Below are 19,788 nucleotides of genomic sequence, written 5' to 3'. Positions count from 1 at the left end.
AGTCCGACTTTTTCACGGGCTTTGCGAAAGGCTGCTACAGAGCGGCGATCGGTTCATCAACCCCTGAAAGGCATATAATATGTTGGAAAGTCAGCGATTTCTTGGGTAACCTCGGCAAAACAAATCAGACCATTAGGGAGGAACGGGATGAGAATGCGGCTGCTGACGGGAATCGCGCTGGTCGCGATCATGCCCTGCGCGCCTGCCGAGGCGCGGGCCCGCTGGAGCGAGGCGCAGGCGAAGAGCTGGTATGATCGGCAGCCCTGGCTGGTCGGCGCCAATTACACGCCCGCCAGCGCGATCAACCAGCTCGAGATGTGGCAGGCCGAGACCTGGGATCCCAAGCGGATCGATTATGAACTGGGCCTCGCCCAGGGGATCGGCATGAACACGATGCGCGTGTTCCTGCACGACCAGCTTTGGGCGCAGGATCCGGAAGGCTTCAAGCGCCGCATCGACGAATTCCTGACCATCGCCCAGCGCCACGGCATCCGCCCGCTCTTCGTGCTGTTCGATAGCTGCTGGGACCCCGATCCCAAGCTGGGGCCGCAGCATCCGCCGATCCCCGGCGTCCACAATTCGGGCTGGGTGCAGGGGCCGGGCATGGCGGGGCTGCGCGACCGCGCGAACTGGCCCAAATATCGCGGCTATGTCCAGGGCGTGATCGGTGCGTTCAAGGACGATCCGCGCATCCTGGGCTGGGACCTGTGGAACGAGCCCGACAATGGCGCCGACCAGTATAAGGGGCAGGAGGGCAAGGAGCCGCTGGTTCGTGCGATGCTGGCGCAGGTGTTCGACTGGGCGCGCGCGGCCGAACCCTCGCAGCCGCTGACCTCCGGCGTGTGGCAGGGCGACGATTGGACGCCGGGCGGACGCAACTCGGCGATGGACAGGCTGCAATTGTCGCAGTCCGACGTCATCACCTTCCACGACTATAGCTGGCCCGAAACCTTCGAGCGGCGGGTAAAGCAGTTGCAGCTTTATAAGCGGCCGATCCTGTGCACCGAATATATGGCGCGCGGCAACGGATCGACCTTCGACGGGTCGCTGCCCATCGCCAAGCGCTACAATATCGCGATGATGAACTGGGGCTTCGTCGATGGGAAGACGCAGACGCGGCTGCCCTGGGATAGTTGGAAGAAACCCTATGTGCTGGAGGAGCCGACCATCTGGTTCCACGAGGTGTTCCGCGCCGATGGCCAACCCTATCGCCAGGCGGAAACCGATCTGATCCGCCGCATGTCCGCCGCACCCAAGGGAGTGGTTCCGGCGGTGCGTTAAGGGGCGGGGGCGGCGAACCGATCGCCGCCCCCCGGACGTCACGCCCGAAGCCGGTACAGTCCCGCGCCATGCGGGGGCAGGGTCTGGGCGAAGCGGCCCTTGGCCCTGCCGAGGGAGGCGCCGCTCCATAGATCGGTCACGCCTACCTCCCGCGACAGGCCCAGATGATGCAATGCGAGGCCGACCCGCTTGGGCTTGTCGGTCGTGTTGAACAGCGCGAGGTAACGGTCGGCGGCGGCTCCCTCGGGCTTGGCGGACCAGATGCGCGCGCCATCCTCCACGAAATGCGGCTGATTGTCGGTCGAGGCCTGGTTGACCGCCAGCACCGCGCGGTTGGTCAATAACGCCAGCGTCGACGCGTCCAGATAGCGCAGGTCGCCGCCCATGATCAGCGGAGAGCGCGCGATCGACCATAGGGTCATCAGCGTCTTCTGCTCGTCGGGCGTGAATTTCGTATCGCGCTTGCCGAGCGCCAGCCGCCCGAGCGGGAGCATGTCGGCATCGGGCCAAGAGCCGGGCCCGCGATAGGGCGTCCAGTTTTCCAATCGGGTGAACTGCGCCTCCAGCATCGCCCATTCGTCCCAGAAATCGTCCGAGCTGCGCCACATCTGCGCGAAGCGGCGGACATGGGGGCCGCGAAGGACGGGGGTCTCGCCTGGCGACAGGCTGAGGATCATCGGGCGGCCGGTGGCCCCGATCGCCTTGTGTGCCGCCTCGATCTCGGGCGCATGCGCGTCATAGGGGCGGCTCATATCGTCCATCTTGACGAAATCGACGCCCCATGAGGCGTACAGCGCAAAGACGCTGTCATAATAGGCCTGTGCGCCCGCCTTGGTCATATCGACCCCGTACATGTCGGGGTTCCAGGTGCAGATGCTGTCGGTATCGGCAATATCGGCGGCGCGGTAGCGGGTACCCAGGATCGGCAGGTTCTTCTTTACCGCCAGACGCGGAATGCCACGCATCAGGTGGATGCCGAACTTCATCCCCATGGCATGGACATCGGCAGCAAGCCTGGTGAAGCCCGATCCGTCCACGCTGGACGGAAAGCGGTTGGGTGCGGGGATCAACCGGCCATAGCCGTCCATCGCGGGCACCGGTTCGGCGTTATAGGTATAGCTCGACGCCTCGGGCTCATACCACTGAATGTCGACGGTGAAGACGTCATAGCCGAAGGGGAGCAGCTTCTCGCGCATGATCGCCGCGGTCTCGCGCGCCTGCGCCTCGGTGATGGTGGTGGCGAAACTGTTCCAACTGTTCCACCCCATGGGCGGGTGCGGCGCCAGTGGGCCTGCCGCAGGTCGCGCGCCCTGCGCCGCGCCGCTCGCCAGCATGGCGGTGCCTGTCCAGGCGGCACCCGCCAGCGCCTGCCTGCGGCTGATCGCCGCCCCGATGTCCGTCATTCCTCCACTCCCGTATCGATGGCTTATAGTCGAACAAGTGTAGAGCGGATGCGGGCCGCAGCAAGCGCTAGCACCGGGCAAAGGATGGAAATTCCTGCGATTTGGACGGGTCGTTAAAGTCCGACATTGCGCAGGCGCGCCCGTCATCGACCGGGCATGGGCTTCCGCTTGTCTTCCCGGGGAATTTTGTCGATCATCCGCTTTGGCGGCTGGCGGAGCCCGGTCGTTTCCTCCCCCGTTCCACAGGGTTCGCGATGCCGACTATCCTCGATCCAGGCCATGACGGCCCGACCCTCAACCGCCGTACGATGATGGCCGGGACGGGGGCGGCCATCCTAGGCCTGGCCAGCCCCGTATCCGCCGAGCCCGGCATGGCGGCGATCGTCGATCCCGCCGCCCGCTTGCGCACGCTTCATAGCGGTGGGCGCTGGATGGAGGGGCCCGCCTGGGACCGTCGCCGGGGTGCGCTGATCTGTAGCGACGTGAAGCGCAACGTCATGCTGCGTATCGATGCCAAAGGCACGGGTGTGTTCCGTACGCCTTCCAACAACGCCAACGGCAATTGTTTCGACTCGCGCGGTCGTCTCCTGACCTGCGAGCATCGCACTCGCCGCGTGGTACGGCAGGAGGCGGATGGCCGGATGACTGTTCTTGCCGATCGATACCAGGGCAGGCGACTGAATTCGCCCAATGATCTCGCGGTCGCGCCCGACGGAGCGGTCTGGTTCACCGACCCGATCTACGGCATCACTGTGCCGGATGAGGGAATTCGCGCCGAACCGGAACAGCCGGGGCGCTTCGTCTATCGCATCGACCCTTCGGGCGCGCTGACCATGGTCGAGGGCGAGATGGACCAGCCCAATGGGATCGTCTTCTCACCCGATGGCCGCACCTTGTATATCAGCGAGACCGGCGGCGCGATGAATCCCGATGGGCCACGCGAAATCCTGGCCTTCGACGTGGTCGATGGGCGCAGACTGGCGCGGCGGCGCGTCTTCGCGCGACTGGACCAAGGTATTCCCGATGGACTGGCGGTGGATCGGACCGGACGCGTCTATGCCGGGGTGGCGGAGGGGGCGGGCATCTGGTCCGCCCATGGCGAACGGCTGGGCACTATCCCGACCCCGAAGCCCTGCGCGAACATCGCCTTTGGCGGGCGCGACGGGCGAACGCTTTACCTCTGCGCCACCGATAGCGTGCATGCGATCGCATTGCGGACGCAGGGCCTATTCTGAAGGCAGCGAGCGCGGCTGGCGTGCCGCGCCCGTGTCATGACCCTCAGTCGCGGAACAGCAGCGGCGCCATCGCCTGAAGGCTGCGCCGCCAGGTCTGGAATTCATGCCCCGTATCGGGGGATACGAAGAACACGCTGTTGAGTCCGGCCTGCTTGAGCGCCGCCGCATTGGCGCGCGGATCGCTGCGCGGCCCACCGGGCGGGCCGCTGCGTCCGCCCTCCAACTCGCGGCTGCCGAAGCTGACAAAGGTCAGCTTGACCTTGTCGCGATAACCCGGCGTCGCCTTCACGTCGTCCAGCGAGACGGTGCCACCGCTGAGCAACCCGATATAGGCGAAGGTGTCGAGATGCTTGGGCGCGATCAGCTTTGTCTCGAACCCGCCCATCGACAGGCCCGCCATGGCGCGGTAGCGCTGGTCGGACAAGGTCCGGAAATGCCCGTCGACATAGGGGATCAGCTCGTTCAGCAACACCGTCTGGAAAGGGCGGATGTCGAACGCGGCCAGCCCGCCGGGAGCACCCGGGCGCATGTCGTTGGTCATGCCATAGGTCATGACGATGAGGAACGGCCGCGTCTTTCCGGCGGCGATCAGATTGTCCATGATCAGATTGGCATGGCCCTGGTTCGACCAGGCGGTCTCGTCCTCGCCCCAGCCATGCTGGAGATAGAGCACCGGATAGCGCTCCCGCGCATTCTTGTCATAGCCCGGCGGCGTGTAGACGAAAGCCCGCCGCTGCGTCGCGCTACTGGGGGAGGGGAACAATATCTGCTCGACCCGGCCATGGGGCACATCCTTCAGCGCATAGAAATCCGCATCATGCGCCGGAATCTCGATCCCGCTTTCCCATCGGGTCGAGCCATAGAAGTTCAAAGTACCCGGATCGTTGAACGTCCCGCCATCGACCGTCAGGTGATAATAATGGAAACCTTCGTCCAGCGGCCCTTCCGACGTCCCGACCCATGCACCGTCCGGCCCTTTGGTAAGCACCGTGCCGCCTCGTCCGCCAAGCCCCAGGCTGACCTTCACCGCCTTGGCATCGGGGGCGACGATGCGGAAACGGGCATAGCCTTGCGAATTGACCTGCAGATAGGATTGGCCCGGCTGGTTGAGTGAGGAGGGTTTGAAGTCTTCGATGACGGGGGCCGCCGCAGCGGGGGCTGGCGCCTTCTGGGCGAAGGCTGGTGGGACCGCTACCATAGCCGATAGCAAAGCGGCGCAGACTAACCTCATCGACATCCTCCCGTTTCGATTGCCGGCCAGCCCTGTCGGCCATGCCTTGTGCGGGGCTATGGTGAACCCAAGTGCGATAGGACACAAGACCTGCCGCACATCGCTCCGATAACGGAGCAGATCTGGGGCTCGGATCGGAGTGCCCTGCTCGTCAAGGCTGCAACCGCCTCGCTATCGTCAGCGCGTGGCGATGTTGTTCGACCGATCGCGGTCGGGCAGCTTGTGATCGGGGTCGAGCTCGACCTTCACCACCTTGCCCGCCGGCACCGGCACCGCCGTGGATGTCTGGCGTATCCAGGTCTCGGCGGGCAGGCGTATGTCGCGCGTCTTGCCATCGGCATAGCCGACCCGCAGCGTCGCAGGCATCACCAGCTTGTCGCGCGACGCCACCCGGACCAGCGGCGTGCCGTCCTTGGCTGCCTCTATCCCCGTCACCGCCAGATCGAGTTGCCAGTTGTTGGCGTACCAGCCAGGCCACCAATAGGAGAGATCCTCGCCCGCCTCGCTTTCCATCGCGCGGAAGAAGTCGGCGGGTTGCGGATGGCGATAGGCCCAGGTGGCGATGAAGCGGCGGAAGGCGGGGTCGAAGCGCTCCGGCCCCAATATCTGTTCGCGCAGCAGGACCAGGCCCAGCGCCGATTTGAAATAGGTGACCGGATGCCGCCACTTTTCGATCACGGTATCCGCGCGGGACAGGATCGGCGGCGCATCCTTGTCGGCCAGGACGGGCAGGATCTCGTCGACCGGATTGCCGCCGCCCTCGGCATATTCGCTGTCGCGCTTGGGGCCATATTCGCCGTGGTTGAAGTCATCCGACTGATAGACGTCGATGAAGGTGTTGAAGCCCTCGTCCATCCACGCATGGCGTCGTTCGTCGAAGCCGACGATCATCGGGAACCAATTGTGTCCGATCTCATGCGCGGTGACCCAGAACAGCTCCTTGCCCGCGTCCTCGGGCGCGTCGAACACGATGCCGGGATATTCCATGCCGCTGGTCGGCCCCGCGACGTTGATCGCGGCGGGCCAGGGATAGGGATACCAGCGCGCCGAAAAGCGCTCGACCGTGTCCTTCACATATTCGGTCGAGCGGCCCCAGCGCGCGGTCCCCGCGCTTTCGGCCGGGTAATAGGACATGGCGAGCGACGCGCCGCCGTTCGGCAGGCGGATGCGCGCGGCGTCCCAGGCAAAGGCGGACGAGGCGGCGAAGGCGACGTCGCGCGTATTCTGCATCCGGTAATGCCAGGTCAGCGTACCGCCGCGCGTCGGGCGGGAGGCGGGATCGGCGATTTCCGCGACGCTGCGGATCGGGACGGTCGCATCGCTGCCCCGTGCCTTGTCCAACCGCGCGACCTGCGTCGGGGTCAGCACCTCGCGCGGGTTCATGAGCTCGCCCGATCCCGCCATCAGCATCGACGCGGGCAACGTCACCCAATAGTCGAAATCGCCATATTCGAGGTAGAATTCCTGCGCGAGATAGGGTGCCGTGTCCCAACCGCGAATATCGTCATACACCGCCATGCGCGGATACCATTGCGCGATGTCGTAAATGTCGCCGCCCGGCGATTTGCCCCAGGAGGTGCGGCCGCCCCAGGCCTCGGGGATGGTATAGTGATAGCGGATCGTCACCGCCGCCTTGGCATGCGGGGCGAGCGGGGTCGGCAGGCGGAGTTGCGCGCGGGTATCGCTGACCAGCGGCGTCACCGCTGCCGCCGGGCCGCCGGCGACGGCGATGCCGACCGCTTCCATCACCATGCCATCGGTATGGCCCGCCGGGGCACCGCCACGCGCCATGCCGCCGCGCGATCCCGGCTTGTAGAGATTTTGGTCGATCTGCAGCCACAGCACGTCGAGCGTGTCGGGGCTGTTGTTGGTGTAGGTGATCGTCGCCGTCCCCGCGATCGTCCGGGTCGTGGGGTCGAGGGTCACGCGCAATTGATAGTCCGCGCGATTCTGCCAGAAATCGGGGCCGGGCAGGCCGTTCGCGCTGCGATAGCGGTTGACGGCCTGACCCATGTCGAACGGCGCGAAGGTCTCGCGCGGCTGATAGTCCTGCGCGCTCGCGGTGGCGGCGACCAGCGCGAGAAGGGGAAGGACGCGCCTCAACGGTCGAGCCTCGGCATGACGCGCTGTGCGATCAGCGACTCCTCGGCGGCGCAGCCTTGCGGCTTGGGGCTTGCGGGATCGGCACGCAGCCGGGCGATCTCCTCGCGGGCGGCGGCCAGATCCTGCTGGTAGGCGGGCTTGGTACGGACCAGCGCCATGGTCGCGCTGGCGGAGAGCATCCCGCCCTCCACCGCGCTTTCGTTATGCGCGCCGCAGACGAAGCGGCTGTCGCCATAGGCCCGGCCGCGGCGCAGGATCGGCCCGGCGCGGTCGGGTGCCAGTTCGGTGAGGATCAGCGCCCAGGTCCAGCCCCAGGTGGTATGGCCGGACGGATAGTCGAAGCTGTCGGCAAGCTGCGCAACCGGCTGGCACACCCTTCCCTTGTCCTGATGGAAGGGGCGAGCCCGGCGATAGACATTCTTGGCGATATTGGTCTGCCCGGCGGTATCGGCTCCGGCGCGCGACACCAGCCGGAGCGTCAGCGGCGCATTCTCCGGCGTCAGCGCGACGCCGATGGCGCAGCTGAAGTCGCGCATCAGCGCGGGCCGCGAGGTATCGACATCGTTGGTCGCCAATTGCCAGCGCGGGGTATCCGCCAGCGTGCGCGTCGCCCGGAAAATCCTGCGGTCGGTATCGTAGCGTGGATCGCCCTTGCGCGGGGCGGGCTCGATCACCTGCGTCACGTCGAATTCGCCGGGGGCGAGATAACCCGCATAACCGTCATTCCTCGCGACGCTGGCGCTCGTCGACAAGGCGATCAACAGGCCACCCGCCAGACCGGCGACGACCCGCCGCGCGCGACGATTGGCGGATGAGGGGAGGGCGTTCATGGGCATGGACCGATCTCGTAAGGGGATTCTTGGGATACCATGTATCATTCATTTCGCACCGGCAACGGGTGTCCGGTGTTTTCGGACGGGCAGCGGCGGTGGTGGTTGATCGCTCTAGCGCTGGTCGATGCTCGCGCGGCGGTAATCAAGCGGCGGCTTTCGGTCGCCGAGCATGGCCTTGTACCGGAAGTCGGGGCCCCGGCGGCGGATCAGTTCGGCCTTGGCATCGGCCAGCAATTGCGGTGCGACCATCAGATCGGCGGCGGTCAGCGCGATGGTCTTCGCCGCGACGGTGCCGCCCTTGGCACCGATCGAGAAGCCCGATGCCGCCACCGCCTGCCAGCTATGGGCGGGCGTGCCCGGCACCCAGGTCGCCGCGTTGAGCCCGATCGTCGGCACCACCCATGACACATCGGCGACGTCGGTCGATGCGCCCATGTCCGCATCGGTGATCGCGGCGACGCTGGCCGCGCTTTCGAGCGGCTTTCGGACCGGCAGGGTCGATTGAAGCCCGCTAGCCCAGGCATTTTCCTCCGGCGTCCAGCGCACACCACCGACCGCGTGCAGGTTCGCGTCCATCACCTTCGCCAACGTCTCGCTGGCCAGCATCGAATAGACGCCGCCGGTCGCCTCGAACTCGGATGTCGTACCGGTCGCGATCGCGGCCCCCTCGGCGGCCTTGCGGACGCGCTCCATCACGTCGCGAACGACCTGCGGGTCGGTGTGACGGACATAGTAATAGCTTTCGGCGAAATCGGGGACGACATTGGGTGCCTCGCCACCCTTGGTGACCACGTAGTGGATCCGTGTCGTCATCGGCACATGCTCGCGCAGATAATTCACCGCGACGTTCATCACCTCGACCCCGTCCAGCGCGGAACGCCCCTTGTCAGGCGCGGCGGAGGCATGGGCCGACAGGCCGTGAAAGCGGAACTTGCCCGAGATATTGGCCTGGCTCGTCCCGGTGCTGACCTGGTTGATGTCGCCCGGATGCCAGTGGAGGACGGCATCCACGTCATCGAAGAGCCCGGCGCGGACGAGGTATACCTTGCCCGATCCGCCCTCTTCGGCGGGGGAGCCATAGACGCGGACCTCGCCATCGATCCGGTTGGCGACCATCCAGTCCTTGACCGCCACGGCTGCCGTGATCGACGCCGCACCGAAGATATTGTGGCCGCAACCATGGCCCGCCGCCTGGCCGGCGATCGGCTCGCGCTTCGGCTCCGCGCGCTGGGCGAGACCGGGAAGGGCGTCATATTCGGCGAGGATACCGATCACCGGTCCCGTGCCGCGCCGAAAGCTCGCAATGAAGGCGGTGGGCATGTCGGCGACGCCGGGCGTGACGGTGAAGCCCGCGCGTTTCAACTCGGCTTGCAACAGCGCGCTGCTCTTCGTCTCCTGATAGCCGACCTCGGCGGCGTTCCAGATGGCGAGTGCGGTACGCGCCAGATCGGGGGCGCGCGCATCCACGTCCGCCAGGATCGCCTGGCGCTGCGGCTCGGCGATCTGGGCGGTGGCCGGAGTGGCAGCGAGAATGGCGAAGGCCAAGGTCATATGGTGCATGTCGTGCTCCTAGCGAACGGCTATGGCGGCGGCGTCGGGTCGGCGGGTATCGGCGGCGCCGAGGAAGCGTTCGCCATCGACCATGATCGACTGGATCGAACCCATGGTGTTCGAGCGGCGGACTTTGTGTCCCTTCGCTTCGAGCAGGGGGACGATGTCGGGCGAGAAGCCTTCCTCCAGCTCCAGCGCGGCATCGCCGCCGCCCTGGTTGATGCGGGGGCGCTCCGCCGCCTCGCTGACGTTGAGGCCATGGTCGATGACGTTCGACAGGAGCTGCACCATCGTCGCGATGATATAGCCCCCGCCGGGGGTTCCGGTGACCAGCCATGGCCGGTCGGCGTCGAAGACGATGATCGGGGTGATCGTCGATCCGACGCGCTTGTTGGCGACGGGCCGCGTCGCGCGCCGTTCGCTGGCGGTGCCCCGGCGGCCCCAGGCGAGGTTGCCGAGGGAATTGTTGAGCAGGATGCCGGTCCCCGGTGCGACGACATGCGCACCATAAGAGGCGGACAGGGTGTAGGTGTTGCTGACCGCGTTGCCCGCCGCGTCCGCGACCGAGAAATGCGTCGTGTCACGGCTTTCATAGGGATAGGGGTTGCCGTCGGGGACATCGTCCTTGCCCAGCGACTTGTCCGGGCGGATCAGCTTGGCCCGCTCGGCGGCATAGCCCTTGCTGGCGAGGCCGAGCGCGGGCGTGCGCCAATCGGGGCCGCCGCCCACCAGCCGACGGTCGGCGGACACGATCTTCATCGTCTCGGACAGAAGGTGCAGGTTGGCGACGCTGCCCCATTTCGCTTGCGCGACCGGAAAGGTTTCGAGGATGTTCATCGCCTCGGCGACGCTGACGCCCGAGGCGGTCGGCGGCATATAGGCGATGCGCTTGCCACGATAGCTCGACCAGATCGGCGCGGAGACGATCGCGCGATAGCCTGCGAGGTCGCCCGCATCGATGATGCCGCCACCGGCGCGGATACCCGCCGCGATCCGTTCGGCCAGCGGGCCGGTATAGAAGCCGTCGCGACCCTTGGCGGCGATCGTCCTGAGCGTGGCGGCGAGGTCCGGCTGGTGGAAGGTCTCGCCCGGCGCATAGGCGCTGCCGTCCGGCTTGAAGAACATGGCCGTCGCCGCGGGATCGTCGGCCATCAGCTTGCGCTGCGCGGCCTGCGCCTGGGCTTCGTCGTCGGACAGGGTGACGCCCTTCTCCGCCATGGCGATGGCGGGGGCGATCAGCGTTCCCCAGGGCAGCGAACCGAAGCGGCGATGCGCCTCCCACAGCCCCGCGACGGTGCCGGGGATGGCCACGCCCTTCATCGACATGACCTTGGCGGGATCGACCTTGCCGTCCGTACCGAGCAGCAGGTCGTCGGTCGTGTGGCGCGAGGCCTGGCCATAATAGTCGATGGCAATGTCCTGCGCGGGCTTGCCGTCCTTCGCCGCCATGTGGACGAGCATATAGCCGCCACCGCCGACATTGCCCGCGCGCGGCAGTGTCACCGCCAGCGCAAAGCCGACCGCGACGGCGGCGTCGACCGCGTTGCCGCCCTTGCGCAGAATGTCCGCGCCGATGTCGGCGGCCAGCTTGTTCTGGCTGACGACCATCCCGCCCCGCCCGACGACCGGCTTGTGGATCTGGTCATAGGCGACGATGTCGCCGCCGGAGGGCGAGCGAGCCTGTGGTTCCTCCTCCTGCGCGGCCAGCAGCGACGGGAAGAGCAGCGCGATCAGCGCCAGACGATGGATTCGCATCAGAAGGACGCCTGGATATTGGCGTACCAGTAGCGGCCATAGGGATTGTACAGCGAACCGAGGAAGCCGTTCGACGATAGTGGCGGCTTTTCGTTGGTAAGGTTCCTGACGCCGATCCGCATGCGATACTGCCCCTCGCGCTTGTTGCCCACGCTGACCTGGCCATAGAGGTTATAGGTCATCTGATCCTGGATCAGCCATGCCGCGCCTGTCGAATCGATCAGGCCGGTATCGTCCACATCGCCGGTATATTGGGTAAAGCCCCCGATCTGGAAATTGCGATAGCGCCACGTCACTGTCCCGGTCGCGCGCCAGCGCGGCTTACCGTTCTGGCGGACGAGATCACCCGCGTCGGCGATCCTGGTTCCGGCGTTGATCGTGCTGGCGGCGCGCGCGTCGATCAGCGCCTGGATCGGATCGGAGGGTTCGAGGAAGAAGCGGCGGAGATAGGCGGCATTGGCGGACAGCGTCAGTTCCCCCGCGCCGAAATCGGGCAGCCGCCAGTTGAAGCCGAGGTCCAGGCCCGACGCCTGTTGCGGCAACAGGTTGACGTAGCGATCATTGACATAGAGCACGCGGCCCGCGGGCTGGAGCCCCGATCCGGCGAACAGCGCGATGTCGTCGGCGGTGGGTGCCTGACGGACGACATTGGGGTTGGTGGTGCCGCCGACACGCGCCAGATAGTCGGCGATCAATGCATTGCCTTCGCCGAAGATGCCGACAATGCCCTTCTGCTTCACGTTCCAATAATCGGCGGTCAGGGTGATCCGGCCGATCACGGTGTCGAGGAAATGCGGCTCCAGTACGACGCCTGCGCTCCATGTGTTCGACGTTTCGGGCTTCAGATCGGGATTGCCCGAACGCTGCGCGCTGATCGCGAACGATTGGCTGCAATTGGCGAAGGAGCTGATCGCGCCGGTCCGCAATTGCGCTTCGCACCGCACATAATCCACGCGACTGTTTGAGCGGGTGACGACGCGGGCGTTGATCTGTTCGAGATTGGGGGCCTTGAACCCCTCCGCATAGGAGCCGCGCAGGCGGATGCCGCGGACCACGTCCCAGGCACCGGCGATCTTCGGCTTCGCGACCGAGCCGACGTCGCTATAATGTTCGAACCGCCCCGCAAGCTGGAATTCGAGGTTGCGGACCAGCGGGACATGCATCGACGGGTCGATGACCGGCACCGCCAGTTCGGCATAGGCGGCGGCGACGGTGCGGCGGCCGCTGGTGTCGGGCGACGGGCTGGTGCCGACCAGGTCCGACCCATAAGTCAGGCCGCTGACGCTGTCGGTGAAGGTCGTCGTACCGTCGACGCGCGGGTCGCGATCGTCGAGCTGCGTCTCGCGGCGGATTTCGGCACCCAGCGCCAGGCCGAGATTGCCGCCGGGCAGGCTCAGCAGGCTGGCGTTCGACAGCTTGACGTCCGCAAGCGCCAGCGTCGCCTTGCTGAATCGCGTCGTCTTGATGCGGATCGCCTGGAGTGCGGCGGCGTTGCTTAGCGTCGTGTCGCGACCCGAAGGGTTTGACAGGTCGCTGCCGTTGAACGGGTTATAGACGTCCGGTGTCGACAGCGCGAGCTGGCGCTGGAGCAGGGTCGAACTGATCCCGTCCGACGTGTCCCGCACCTGCGCTTCCGAATAAAGCGCGGCGCTTTCCCATTGGAAACCCAGCCAGTTCCAGCGCAGCCCGGCGAGGACGCGATACTGGTCATTCTCGACATGGACGAGGTTGGGACCGGCATCGGCGATATTGTAGCTCGACAGCGTGACCGCGAGGCCGCTGGCCGGCGTGTTGATGCCGGGCAGGCGATTGGGATTGGCTGCGCCGTTCAGCACGGTCGGACCGAACGGATTATAATAGTTGGTGGCGGGCACGATGATCGGCAGCGAGCTGAGCGTGCCGGACGACGACTGGATACTGTCGGTGGTCGCCTTGTAATAGCCAGCCTCGCCTAACAGTTCGAGGCCCGGCGTCAGTTCGTAATGGCCGTTGGCGAACAGGTTCAGCCGCTCGACCGAGGGGATGATATAGCTGTCATAAGCCGCGCGGGAGTCGAAGCGCAGGTTGCGGTCTGCGGCGGCGGTATTGGTGCCGTCGTCGATGCACAGCCCGTTGCGAAGGCCGGTGGCAGCGTTGGTCTGGCAACCGCTATTGGTCAGCGGCTGGACGTGGAACTGGCCCGATGCGTTGGTCAGGGCCGTCGTACCCTGGCGCACCGGGACGTTGCCGACGGTCTGGAACGAGCCCCAGGGCGTGATCGAAGACCGGCCGTCGAGCGAGGTCGCCCCGTCGAACCGGGTGCCCACGAACAGCGGCCTGATGTCGTCGGAGGCGGTGTAATCCTGTTCCGAACCGCGCAACGCGGTACGGTCGGTATAGCTGGCGAACAGGGTGATATTGCCGCGCCCCTTGCCGATATCGGTCCCGGCGAGCAGGGTCAGATTATTCTCGGTCTGGCTGGTATGTTCGGGATAGCCGGTCTGGCCCTCAATCTGAATGCCGGTGAAATCGGTGCGCAACACGGTGTTGACCACGCCCGCTACCGCATCCGAGCCATAGATGGCGGCGGCACCGTCGCGCAGCACCTCCAGCCGCTCCAGCCCGAAGACGGGGATGGCGTTGGTGTTGTAGGTGAGCACCGGCACCAGATTTTCGTCCGCGCGGCTGGTCGGGTGGTTCACGACGCGGCGACCGTTGAGCAGCACCAGCGTGTTGCCGACGCCCAGATTGCGCAGGTTGACCGAACCGACATCGCCGCGCGCCGCGTTCGAGCTGTTCGGCAGATAGGAGCTGTTGAAGGTGACGTCGCCGAGCTGCGGGATCGAACGGAACAGTTCGTCGCCGCTGACCGCGGCCGTGGCGGCGATCTGCCGCGGGTCGATGATCGTCACGGGCAGGGCGGCGGTGGTCTTCGCCCCTTTGATCTGCGATCCGACGACGACGATGTCCGATGTCGGCGGCGCCCCGACAGGATCGGCGTCGACCGTCGCTTCGACTGCGGCGTTGGAGGGGGCGAGGCGTTCCTGCCCGACATTTTGTGCGGAAGGCAGCGAAACCTGGCCCATGCTGACCATGGTGAGCGAGGCGGTGTCGACCGGCATGACGCGGACCGTTCGCGGCCCGGTATAGCGCCAGCCGAAGCCGCTGCGCGCGAGCAGGAGGTCGAGCGCCGCGCCGGGCGTATAGCGCCCGTTGATCCGGGGGGCGCGGCGATCCGCGACGGCGGGGTCGGTGAAGACCAGTTGCAATCCCGCCTGGCGTGCGACACTCAGCAGCGCCTCGTCGAGCCGACCCGCAGGCACATCGATCGCGACCGTCCGCTGTTCCTTCGCCGCCGCCGCCGTCGGCACGATCATCGCCGTCGCACACACGGACAGCAGCAGTCGGTAAGCCCTCGTCATCTTTGATTTCCCCCCGGAAGATGTCGCAGCTTTTCGCTGCGTCTGCCTCTATCGACGCAATGACAGGCCTGATGCGAACCCTCGCTGCGACATTTTTTTACGATTTTTCTCATGGAGGTTCGCGGACGCCCCCGATCTGCGTCATAGTGGTGAGGGGGGCGGGGAGCGCGTGCAGCAGGATTCGAACAACAAGGCCGCCGCGACCGATGGCGAGCGGACCGCGGACATAGAGGGTGATTCACTCGGCGCCTATCGCGCCGCGCTGCGTGCCTTCGTCGCGCGTCGCATCGGCGATCCGCACGAGGCCGAGGATTTGGTTCAGGAAGCGTGCGCGCGGCTGATCGCGACGGCACGCCAGCGTTCCCTCAACGAGCCGCAGGCCTATCTCTTCCGCATCGCCGCCAACCTCATCGCCGATCGCGGGCGGCGTGGTCCGGCCGTCCTGCCTCTGACCGAGGAACTCCATCCCTCTATCGCGCCGCGACAGGAGGAACGCCGTCGCGTCGTCGATCTGCAACAGGCGCTGGACGCGGCGCTGGCTGAACTGAGCCCGAGGGCGCGGACGATCTTCGTCATGCGCCGCTTCGACGAGATGAGCACCGGGGACATCGCCCGTTCGCTCGGGATCAGCCCACGCATGGTGCAGAAGCATCTCACCCATGCCGTCAGCCATCTTTACGACAGGCTGGCCTATCTGCGGGAGGTGGCGCCATGACCGATCGTCACGATCTGGGGCAACGCCGGGAGGCGGTGTTCGACGCGCTGCTCGGGGGGCGGGCGGACGATCTCCATCCCGCCGACCGGCGCGAGGCGGAAGCCTTTTGGGACTGGCTGGGCGAACAGCCGCGTCCGGTGACGGAACAGCCGCGGGCAAGCCGGTCCGTGGCGACCCGCTGGACGATCGCGGCGGCGCTGGCGCTGATGATGGCCGCGAGCACGCCATTTTGGGTGTCCGGCGACGATGCCGCCGCGTCGGTGACGCGCTATGCCGCCGGACGGGCGGAGCGAAAGGTGATCCGGCTCAAGGACGGTTCCACCGTCACGCTTGCGGCGCGTACCACGCTGACGGTCAGCTTCACGCCCGATCGGCGACGGCTGATGCTGGAGGGGGGCGAAGCCCTGTTCGAGGTTGCGCATGACCAGCGCCGTCCGTTCGTCGTGCAGACGCCGTTCGGTGCCGTCACGGCGGTCGGCACCGCGTTCGATGTCGCGGTCGGTCGCCGTGACGCCGACGTCTCGGTCACCCAGGGCACGGTGCGCGTCACCGTGGCGGTCGACACGCCCGGCCAGGGCACGCCCGTCGCCAAGCTGGCGCGTAAGGGGGAACGGGTGGCGTTCGGCACCGCGGTTCAGGGTGGGACGCGAATGGGCTTCATCAGCCAGGCCGAATCCGTCGGTACGGCCGATGCGGTTGCGTGGACGCGCGGCCAACTCGTCTTTCACGGCGAACCGCTCGAGGATGTCATCGACATGGTCAACCGTTACGCCGTGCGCGCCTCCGACGAATTGACGCTGACCGACCGGCGCGCGGCGCGCATACCCGTTTTTGGTATCGTGGATCAGGGCAACCCGGCCGCGATCCGCGACCTGATCGACAATCCCCATGCGGTGACCGTCAGACCGATCCGGAGCGACGCTGACTCGCCCAGGTCGGGCGGCGCGCCAGCCTGACGAGTATCCCTTCGAGGACCGCGTGAACCAGCACCGCGATCGCCGCGCCCAGCAGTACTTCGCTGCCCCGTTCCAGCCCGGTCTGGGCGACGGTTCGGCCCGGTTGCGTCGTCATCAGCACGATCGCAGAGGTCCACATGCAGACACGCAGCGCGGGCCAGTGGCGGGCGATCGCGGCGCATGCCGTGATCGCCACGACCAGTCGCAGCGTGGGGTGGGCCGCATCGCCCGGCACCACGCTGCCCACCCCGATCGCCACCACCAGTCCGATCGCGGTCGCCGCAACCCGCCACAGAAACGAGCGACGCGTATCGGCCGCGCTGTCCTGTGACACTACCAATGCCGACACGACCGCCCAGATCGGATGGTCCAGCCCCACCGCGTCCGCCACCAACGCAGCGAGCATCGCCGATCCGGTGCAGCGCGCAACGAATGCCACCGCGCCCAGCCTTCCGGCCGACCATGTCGGGTGCAGCGAGGCGATCACCGAAAGATATTGGCCTTGGCCAGTTCGATCACCTCGTCGCCGCGCCCGCTGAGCACGGCGCGTGCCGCATAGAGGCTGAAGCCCTTGGCCTGTTCCGCCTGGATCTTGGGTGGCATGATCAGTTCGAACCCCTCGGTCACCACATCGACCAGCGCCGGGCCGTTATGCGCGAAGGCGTCGCGCAACGCCTGTTCCAGCGCATCGGATCGCGTGACGCGGACGCCGAAATAGCCCATTTCGCGCGCCACGGCGGCGAAGTCCGGATTGTCGAGCGAGACATTGGTGTCGACATAGCCCGATGCCTTCTGCTCCAGTTCGACAAAGCCCAGCGTCGAGTTGTTGAAGACGACGATCTTGATCGGCAGCGCCATCTGCACCGCGGTCAGCATGTCGCCCATCAACATGGACAGCCCGCCATCGCCCGACAGCGATATGATTTGCCGCCCCGGAAACGCGCCCTGTGCGCCCAGCGCCTGGGGCAGGGCATTGGCCATCGATCCGTGGTTGAACGATCCGACGATCCGCCGCCGACCGTTCATCGTCAGATAGCGCGCGGCCCAGACGGCGGGCGTGCCGACATCGGCGGTGAACACCGCGTCCTCCGCCGCGATCCGATCGACCAACGTCGCGACATATTGCGGATGAAGCGGCTTTTCCCCGGTGCGCGGGGTGGCGAGGTCGTCCAGCCCCTCGCGGGCATCGCGATAATGCGCCCGCGCCTTGTCGAGGAAGGCGCCGTCGCGTCCTGTCCGGATCAGGGGTAGCAGGCCGCTGGCCACTTCCTTCACATCGGCGACCACCGCCATGTCCAGCGGCACGCGCCGCCCCAGCGCGCTCGGGTCGCGATCGACCTGCACCACTTTCGCCTTGTCGGGATAGAAATTGCGATAGGGGAAGTCGGTGCCCAGCATCAGCAGCGTGTCGCACTCCATCATCGCGTGATAGCCCGACGAAAAGCCGATCAGCCCGGTCATGCCGACGTCATAAGGGTTGTCATATTCGATCCATTCCTTGCCACGATAGGCATGGACGATCGGCGCCTGGAGCGCTTCGGCCAGCGCCACGACCTCATCATGTGCGCCTGCGGTGCCCGAACCGCATAGCAGCGTGACCGCTCGGGATTGGTCGAGCAGCGCGGCGATGCTGGCCAAATCCTGCTGCTGAGGCACCAGCCGGGGTGTTGCGGGCGGCGCGAACGCCACCGCGCGCGTCTCGGGCGCGGGCTGCAACGCGACGTCGCCGGGGATGACCAGCACCGCGACCCCGCGCTGTCCAATGGCGGTGCGGATCGCCCGGTGCAGAAGCTCGGGCATCTGGCGCGCGTCCTGCACCATTTCGCAGAAATGGCTGCATTCGCGGAACAACTCGGTCGGGCGCGTTTCCTGAAAATAGCGCAGCCCGATCTCACTCGACGGGATATGCGCCGCGATCGCCAGCACCGGCACATGATTGCGGTGACAATCGTACAGCCCGTTGATGAGGTGCAGATTGCCCGGCCCGCAACTGCCCGCGCACACCGCCAGTTCGCCCGTCACCGCCGCCTCGGCCCCGGCGGCGAAGGCGCCCGCTTCCTCGTTGCGGACGTGCATCCAGGCGATCTTGCCCGACCGGCGCATGCTGTCGTTGAAGCCGTTGAGGCTGTCGCCCGTCACACCCCAGATACGCGACACGCCGGCCTCGACCAGCGTGTCGTTCAACATATCGGCGATCGTCCTGGCCATAGTCCGCTATTCCCTTGCCGTGGCGGGCCGAGCGGCCCTCTCAGCAGGAGATAACGTTTCGGCTGCGGCAAGTTGCGTTCGAAGTGCAGCCCGTCGATTGCAGTTTATGCATGCAACTGATGGAAAAAGTTGCCGATGTCTCTGCTTGGGAGACATCGGCAGCGGTCTTCACTCCGCCGCCTGGAGCAGGGGTTCGGGCTTCAGCGCACGACTGGAGCCGCCGTTCAGGCCTACCGGGACCGATCCCGCGATCGTCGCGCGGCGCAGGTGGCGCCGCTGTTTGCCGAAGTCGGCGATCGCCCGGTGCTGCGTCGCGCGATTGTCCCAGATCGCCACGTCGCCAGGCTGCCAGCGCCATCGCACCGTGTTCTCGGGCTTGGTGACCTGATCCTGCAGAATCTGGAACACGCGGTTAGAATCGTCGCGGTTGAGGCCGACGAAGCTCTTGACGAAATTGCCCAGCAGCAGCGCCTTCTCGCCGGTCACCGGATGGATGTGCACCACCGGATGCTCCGTCTCATAGACGGTGGAGGCGAAGATCTCGCGGTGGCGGCGGATCGCCTCCGACGATGCCTCCGGGCTGGCGGTGGCATAGTCATAGGCGTTGGTGTGCACCGCGCGCAGATCGTCGACCAGCGCCTTGAGCGCGGGGGGCAGCCCGTCATAGGCGGCGACGGCATTGGCCCATAGCGTGTCGCCGCCCGCCGGTGGGATCACCAGCGCGCGCAGGATCGATGCGGCGGGGAAGGCGGGGAGGAAGGTGATGTCGGTATGCCATTGCGATGCCGCCTCGCCCTCTCGCGAGTTGAGTTCGAGCAGGAAGCGCGACCCTTCCGCCACCGGGACGGTGGGATGCGCCAGCGGCTCGCCCAGCCGTGCGGCGAAGGCTTCGTGCGTCTCGTCGTCGAGATGCGTCTGGCCACGGAAGAAGATCACCTTGTGGCGGCCGAGCGCCTGTTTGATCGCGTCGACGGTCGGGTCGTCGAGATCGCCGGATAGCGCGACGCCGCGGATTTCGGCCCCGATCCGCCCTGCGACGGGTACGATGTCGAGCGGGTTCTGGGTGTCGGCGGCATTGTAGAATTGGTGCTGGATCACGGTCATGTCACACACTCC

General features: G+C 66.4%; 14 protein-coding genes. 4 read left to right on the top strand and 10 right to left on the bottom strand.

Annotation, left to right across the window (positions count from 1 at the left end; genetic code table 11):
• Nucleotides 1-147: 147 nt before the first annotated feature.
• A complete protein-coding gene (locus tag NZL82_RS10245) occupies nt 148-1,281 on the top strand; it encodes a cellulase family glycosylhydrolase (RefSeq protein WP_261269664.1) in 1,134 nt (377 codons plus the stop codon).
• 38 nt (nt 1,282-1,319) lie between these two features.
• Here NZL82_RS10245 and NZL82_RS10240 read toward each other — a convergent pair whose 3' ends face one another.
• Complete coding sequence (locus tag NZL82_RS10240; RefSeq protein WP_405051363.1) at nt 1,320-2,684, bottom strand: glycoside hydrolase family 27 protein; 1,365 nt, start codon at nt 2,682-2,684, stop codon at nt 1,320-1,322.
• A gap of 254 nt (nt 2,685-2,938) precedes the next feature.
• Here NZL82_RS10240 and NZL82_RS10235 point away from each other — a divergent pair, with 254 nt between their 5' ends.
• Nucleotides 2,939-3,919 (top strand): SMP-30/gluconolactonase/LRE family protein, encoded by a 981-nt coding sequence (locus tag NZL82_RS10235; protein ID WP_261269663.1) that lies wholly within the window; start codon nt 2,939-2,941, stop codon nt 3,917-3,919.
• 43 nt (nt 3,920-3,962) lie between these two features.
• Here NZL82_RS10235 and NZL82_RS10230 read toward each other — a convergent pair whose 3' ends face one another.
• The 6 genes from NZL82_RS10230 to NZL82_RS10205 all read right to left on the bottom strand — a co-directional run bounded on the left by NZL82_RS10230 (nt 3,963) and on the right by NZL82_RS10205 (nt 14,793).
• A complete protein-coding gene (locus tag NZL82_RS10230) occupies nt 3,963-5,117 on the bottom strand; it encodes an alpha/beta hydrolase-fold protein (protein WP_261269662.1) in 1,155 nt (384 codons plus the stop codon).
• A 210-nt stretch (nt 5,118-5,327) separates the two neighbouring features.
• On the bottom strand, nt 5,328-7,253 hold the full coding sequence (locus NZL82_RS10225; protein WP_261269661.1) for a M1 family metallopeptidase: 1,926 nt from the start codon (nt 7,251-7,253) through the stop codon (nt 5,328-5,330).
• A complete protein-coding gene (locus tag NZL82_RS10220) occupies nt 7,250-8,089 on the bottom strand; it encodes a phosphatase PAP2 family protein (RefSeq protein WP_261269660.1) in 840 nt (279 codons plus the stop codon). Before NZL82_RS10220 ends, NZL82_RS10225 begins: the two co-directional genes overlap by 4 nt.
• 108 nt (nt 8,090-8,197) lie before the next feature.
• Nucleotides 8,198-9,646, bottom strand: a complete 1,449-nt coding sequence (locus tag NZL82_RS10215) for an amidohydrolase (protein ID WP_261269659.1) — start codon at nt 9,644-9,646, stop codon at nt 8,198-8,200.
• Nucleotides 9,647-9,655: 9 nt separating this feature from the next.
• Nucleotides 9,656-11,392: a gamma-glutamyltransferase gene (gene ggt / locus NZL82_RS10210; protein ID WP_261269658.1), complete on the bottom strand. Its 1,737-nt coding sequence runs from the start codon at nt 11,390-11,392 to the stop codon at nt 9,656-9,658.
• Nucleotides 11,392-14,793 carry a TonB-dependent receptor gene (locus tag NZL82_RS10205; protein ID WP_261269657.1) on the bottom strand — a complete coding sequence of 1,134 codons (3,402 nt, stop codon included), beginning with the start codon at nt 14,791-14,793 and terminating at the stop codon, nt 11,392-11,394. The genes ggt and NZL82_RS10205 overlap by 1 nt, the downstream gene beginning before the upstream one ends.
• 169 nt (nt 14,794-14,962) lie before the next feature.
• Here NZL82_RS10205 and NZL82_RS10200 point away from each other — a divergent pair, with 169 nt between their 5' ends.
• The gene (locus NZL82_RS10200; RefSeq protein ID WP_261269656.1) at nt 14,963-15,508 is read left to right on the top strand and encodes an RNA polymerase sigma factor; all 546 of its coding nucleotides are present in this window, start codon (nt 14,963-14,965) and stop codon (nt 15,506-15,508) included.
• Nucleotides 15,505-16,464, top strand: coding sequence for a FecR family protein (locus tag NZL82_RS10195; protein ID WP_261269655.1), 960 nt, complete (start codon nt 15,505-15,507; stop codon nt 16,462-16,464). The genes NZL82_RS10200 and NZL82_RS10195 overlap by 4 nt, the downstream gene beginning before the upstream one ends.
• Here NZL82_RS10195 and NZL82_RS10190 read toward each other — a convergent pair.
• The 3 genes from NZL82_RS10190 to NZL82_RS10180 all read right to left on the bottom strand — a co-directional run bounded on the left by NZL82_RS10190 (nt 16,409) and on the right by NZL82_RS10180 (nt 19,776).
• Nucleotides 16,409-16,903 (bottom strand): FUSC family protein, encoded by a 495-nt coding sequence (locus NZL82_RS10190; RefSeq protein ID WP_261269654.1) that lies wholly within the window; start codon nt 16,901-16,903, stop codon nt 16,409-16,411. The two genes, NZL82_RS10195 and NZL82_RS10190, sit on opposite strands and share 56 nt — an antisense overlap.
• Before the next feature lie 44 nt (nt 16,904-16,947).
• On the bottom strand, nt 16,948-18,672 hold the full coding sequence (gene poxB, locus NZL82_RS10185; protein ID WP_261269653.1) for a ubiquinone-dependent pyruvate dehydrogenase: 1,725 nt from the start codon (nt 18,670-18,672) through the stop codon (nt 16,948-16,950).
• A gap of 168 nt (nt 18,673-18,840) precedes the next feature.
• The gene (locus NZL82_RS10180; protein ID WP_261269652.1) at nt 18,841-19,776 is read right to left on the bottom strand and encodes a TauD/TfdA family dioxygenase; all 936 of its coding nucleotides are present in this window, start codon (nt 19,774-19,776) and stop codon (nt 18,841-18,843) included.
• Nucleotides 19,777-19,788 lie beyond the last annotated feature (12 nt).

The sequence above is a fragment of the Sphingomonas sp. LC-1 genome (assembly GCF_025371035.1).
GTDB classification, from domain to species: Bacteria; Pseudomonadota; Alphaproteobacteria; order Sphingomonadales; family Sphingomonadaceae; genus Sphingomonas; species Sphingomonas sanguinis_E.
Note: the sequence above shows the minus strand (reverse complement) of the source record. Positions and strands in the feature narration are given on the sequence as shown.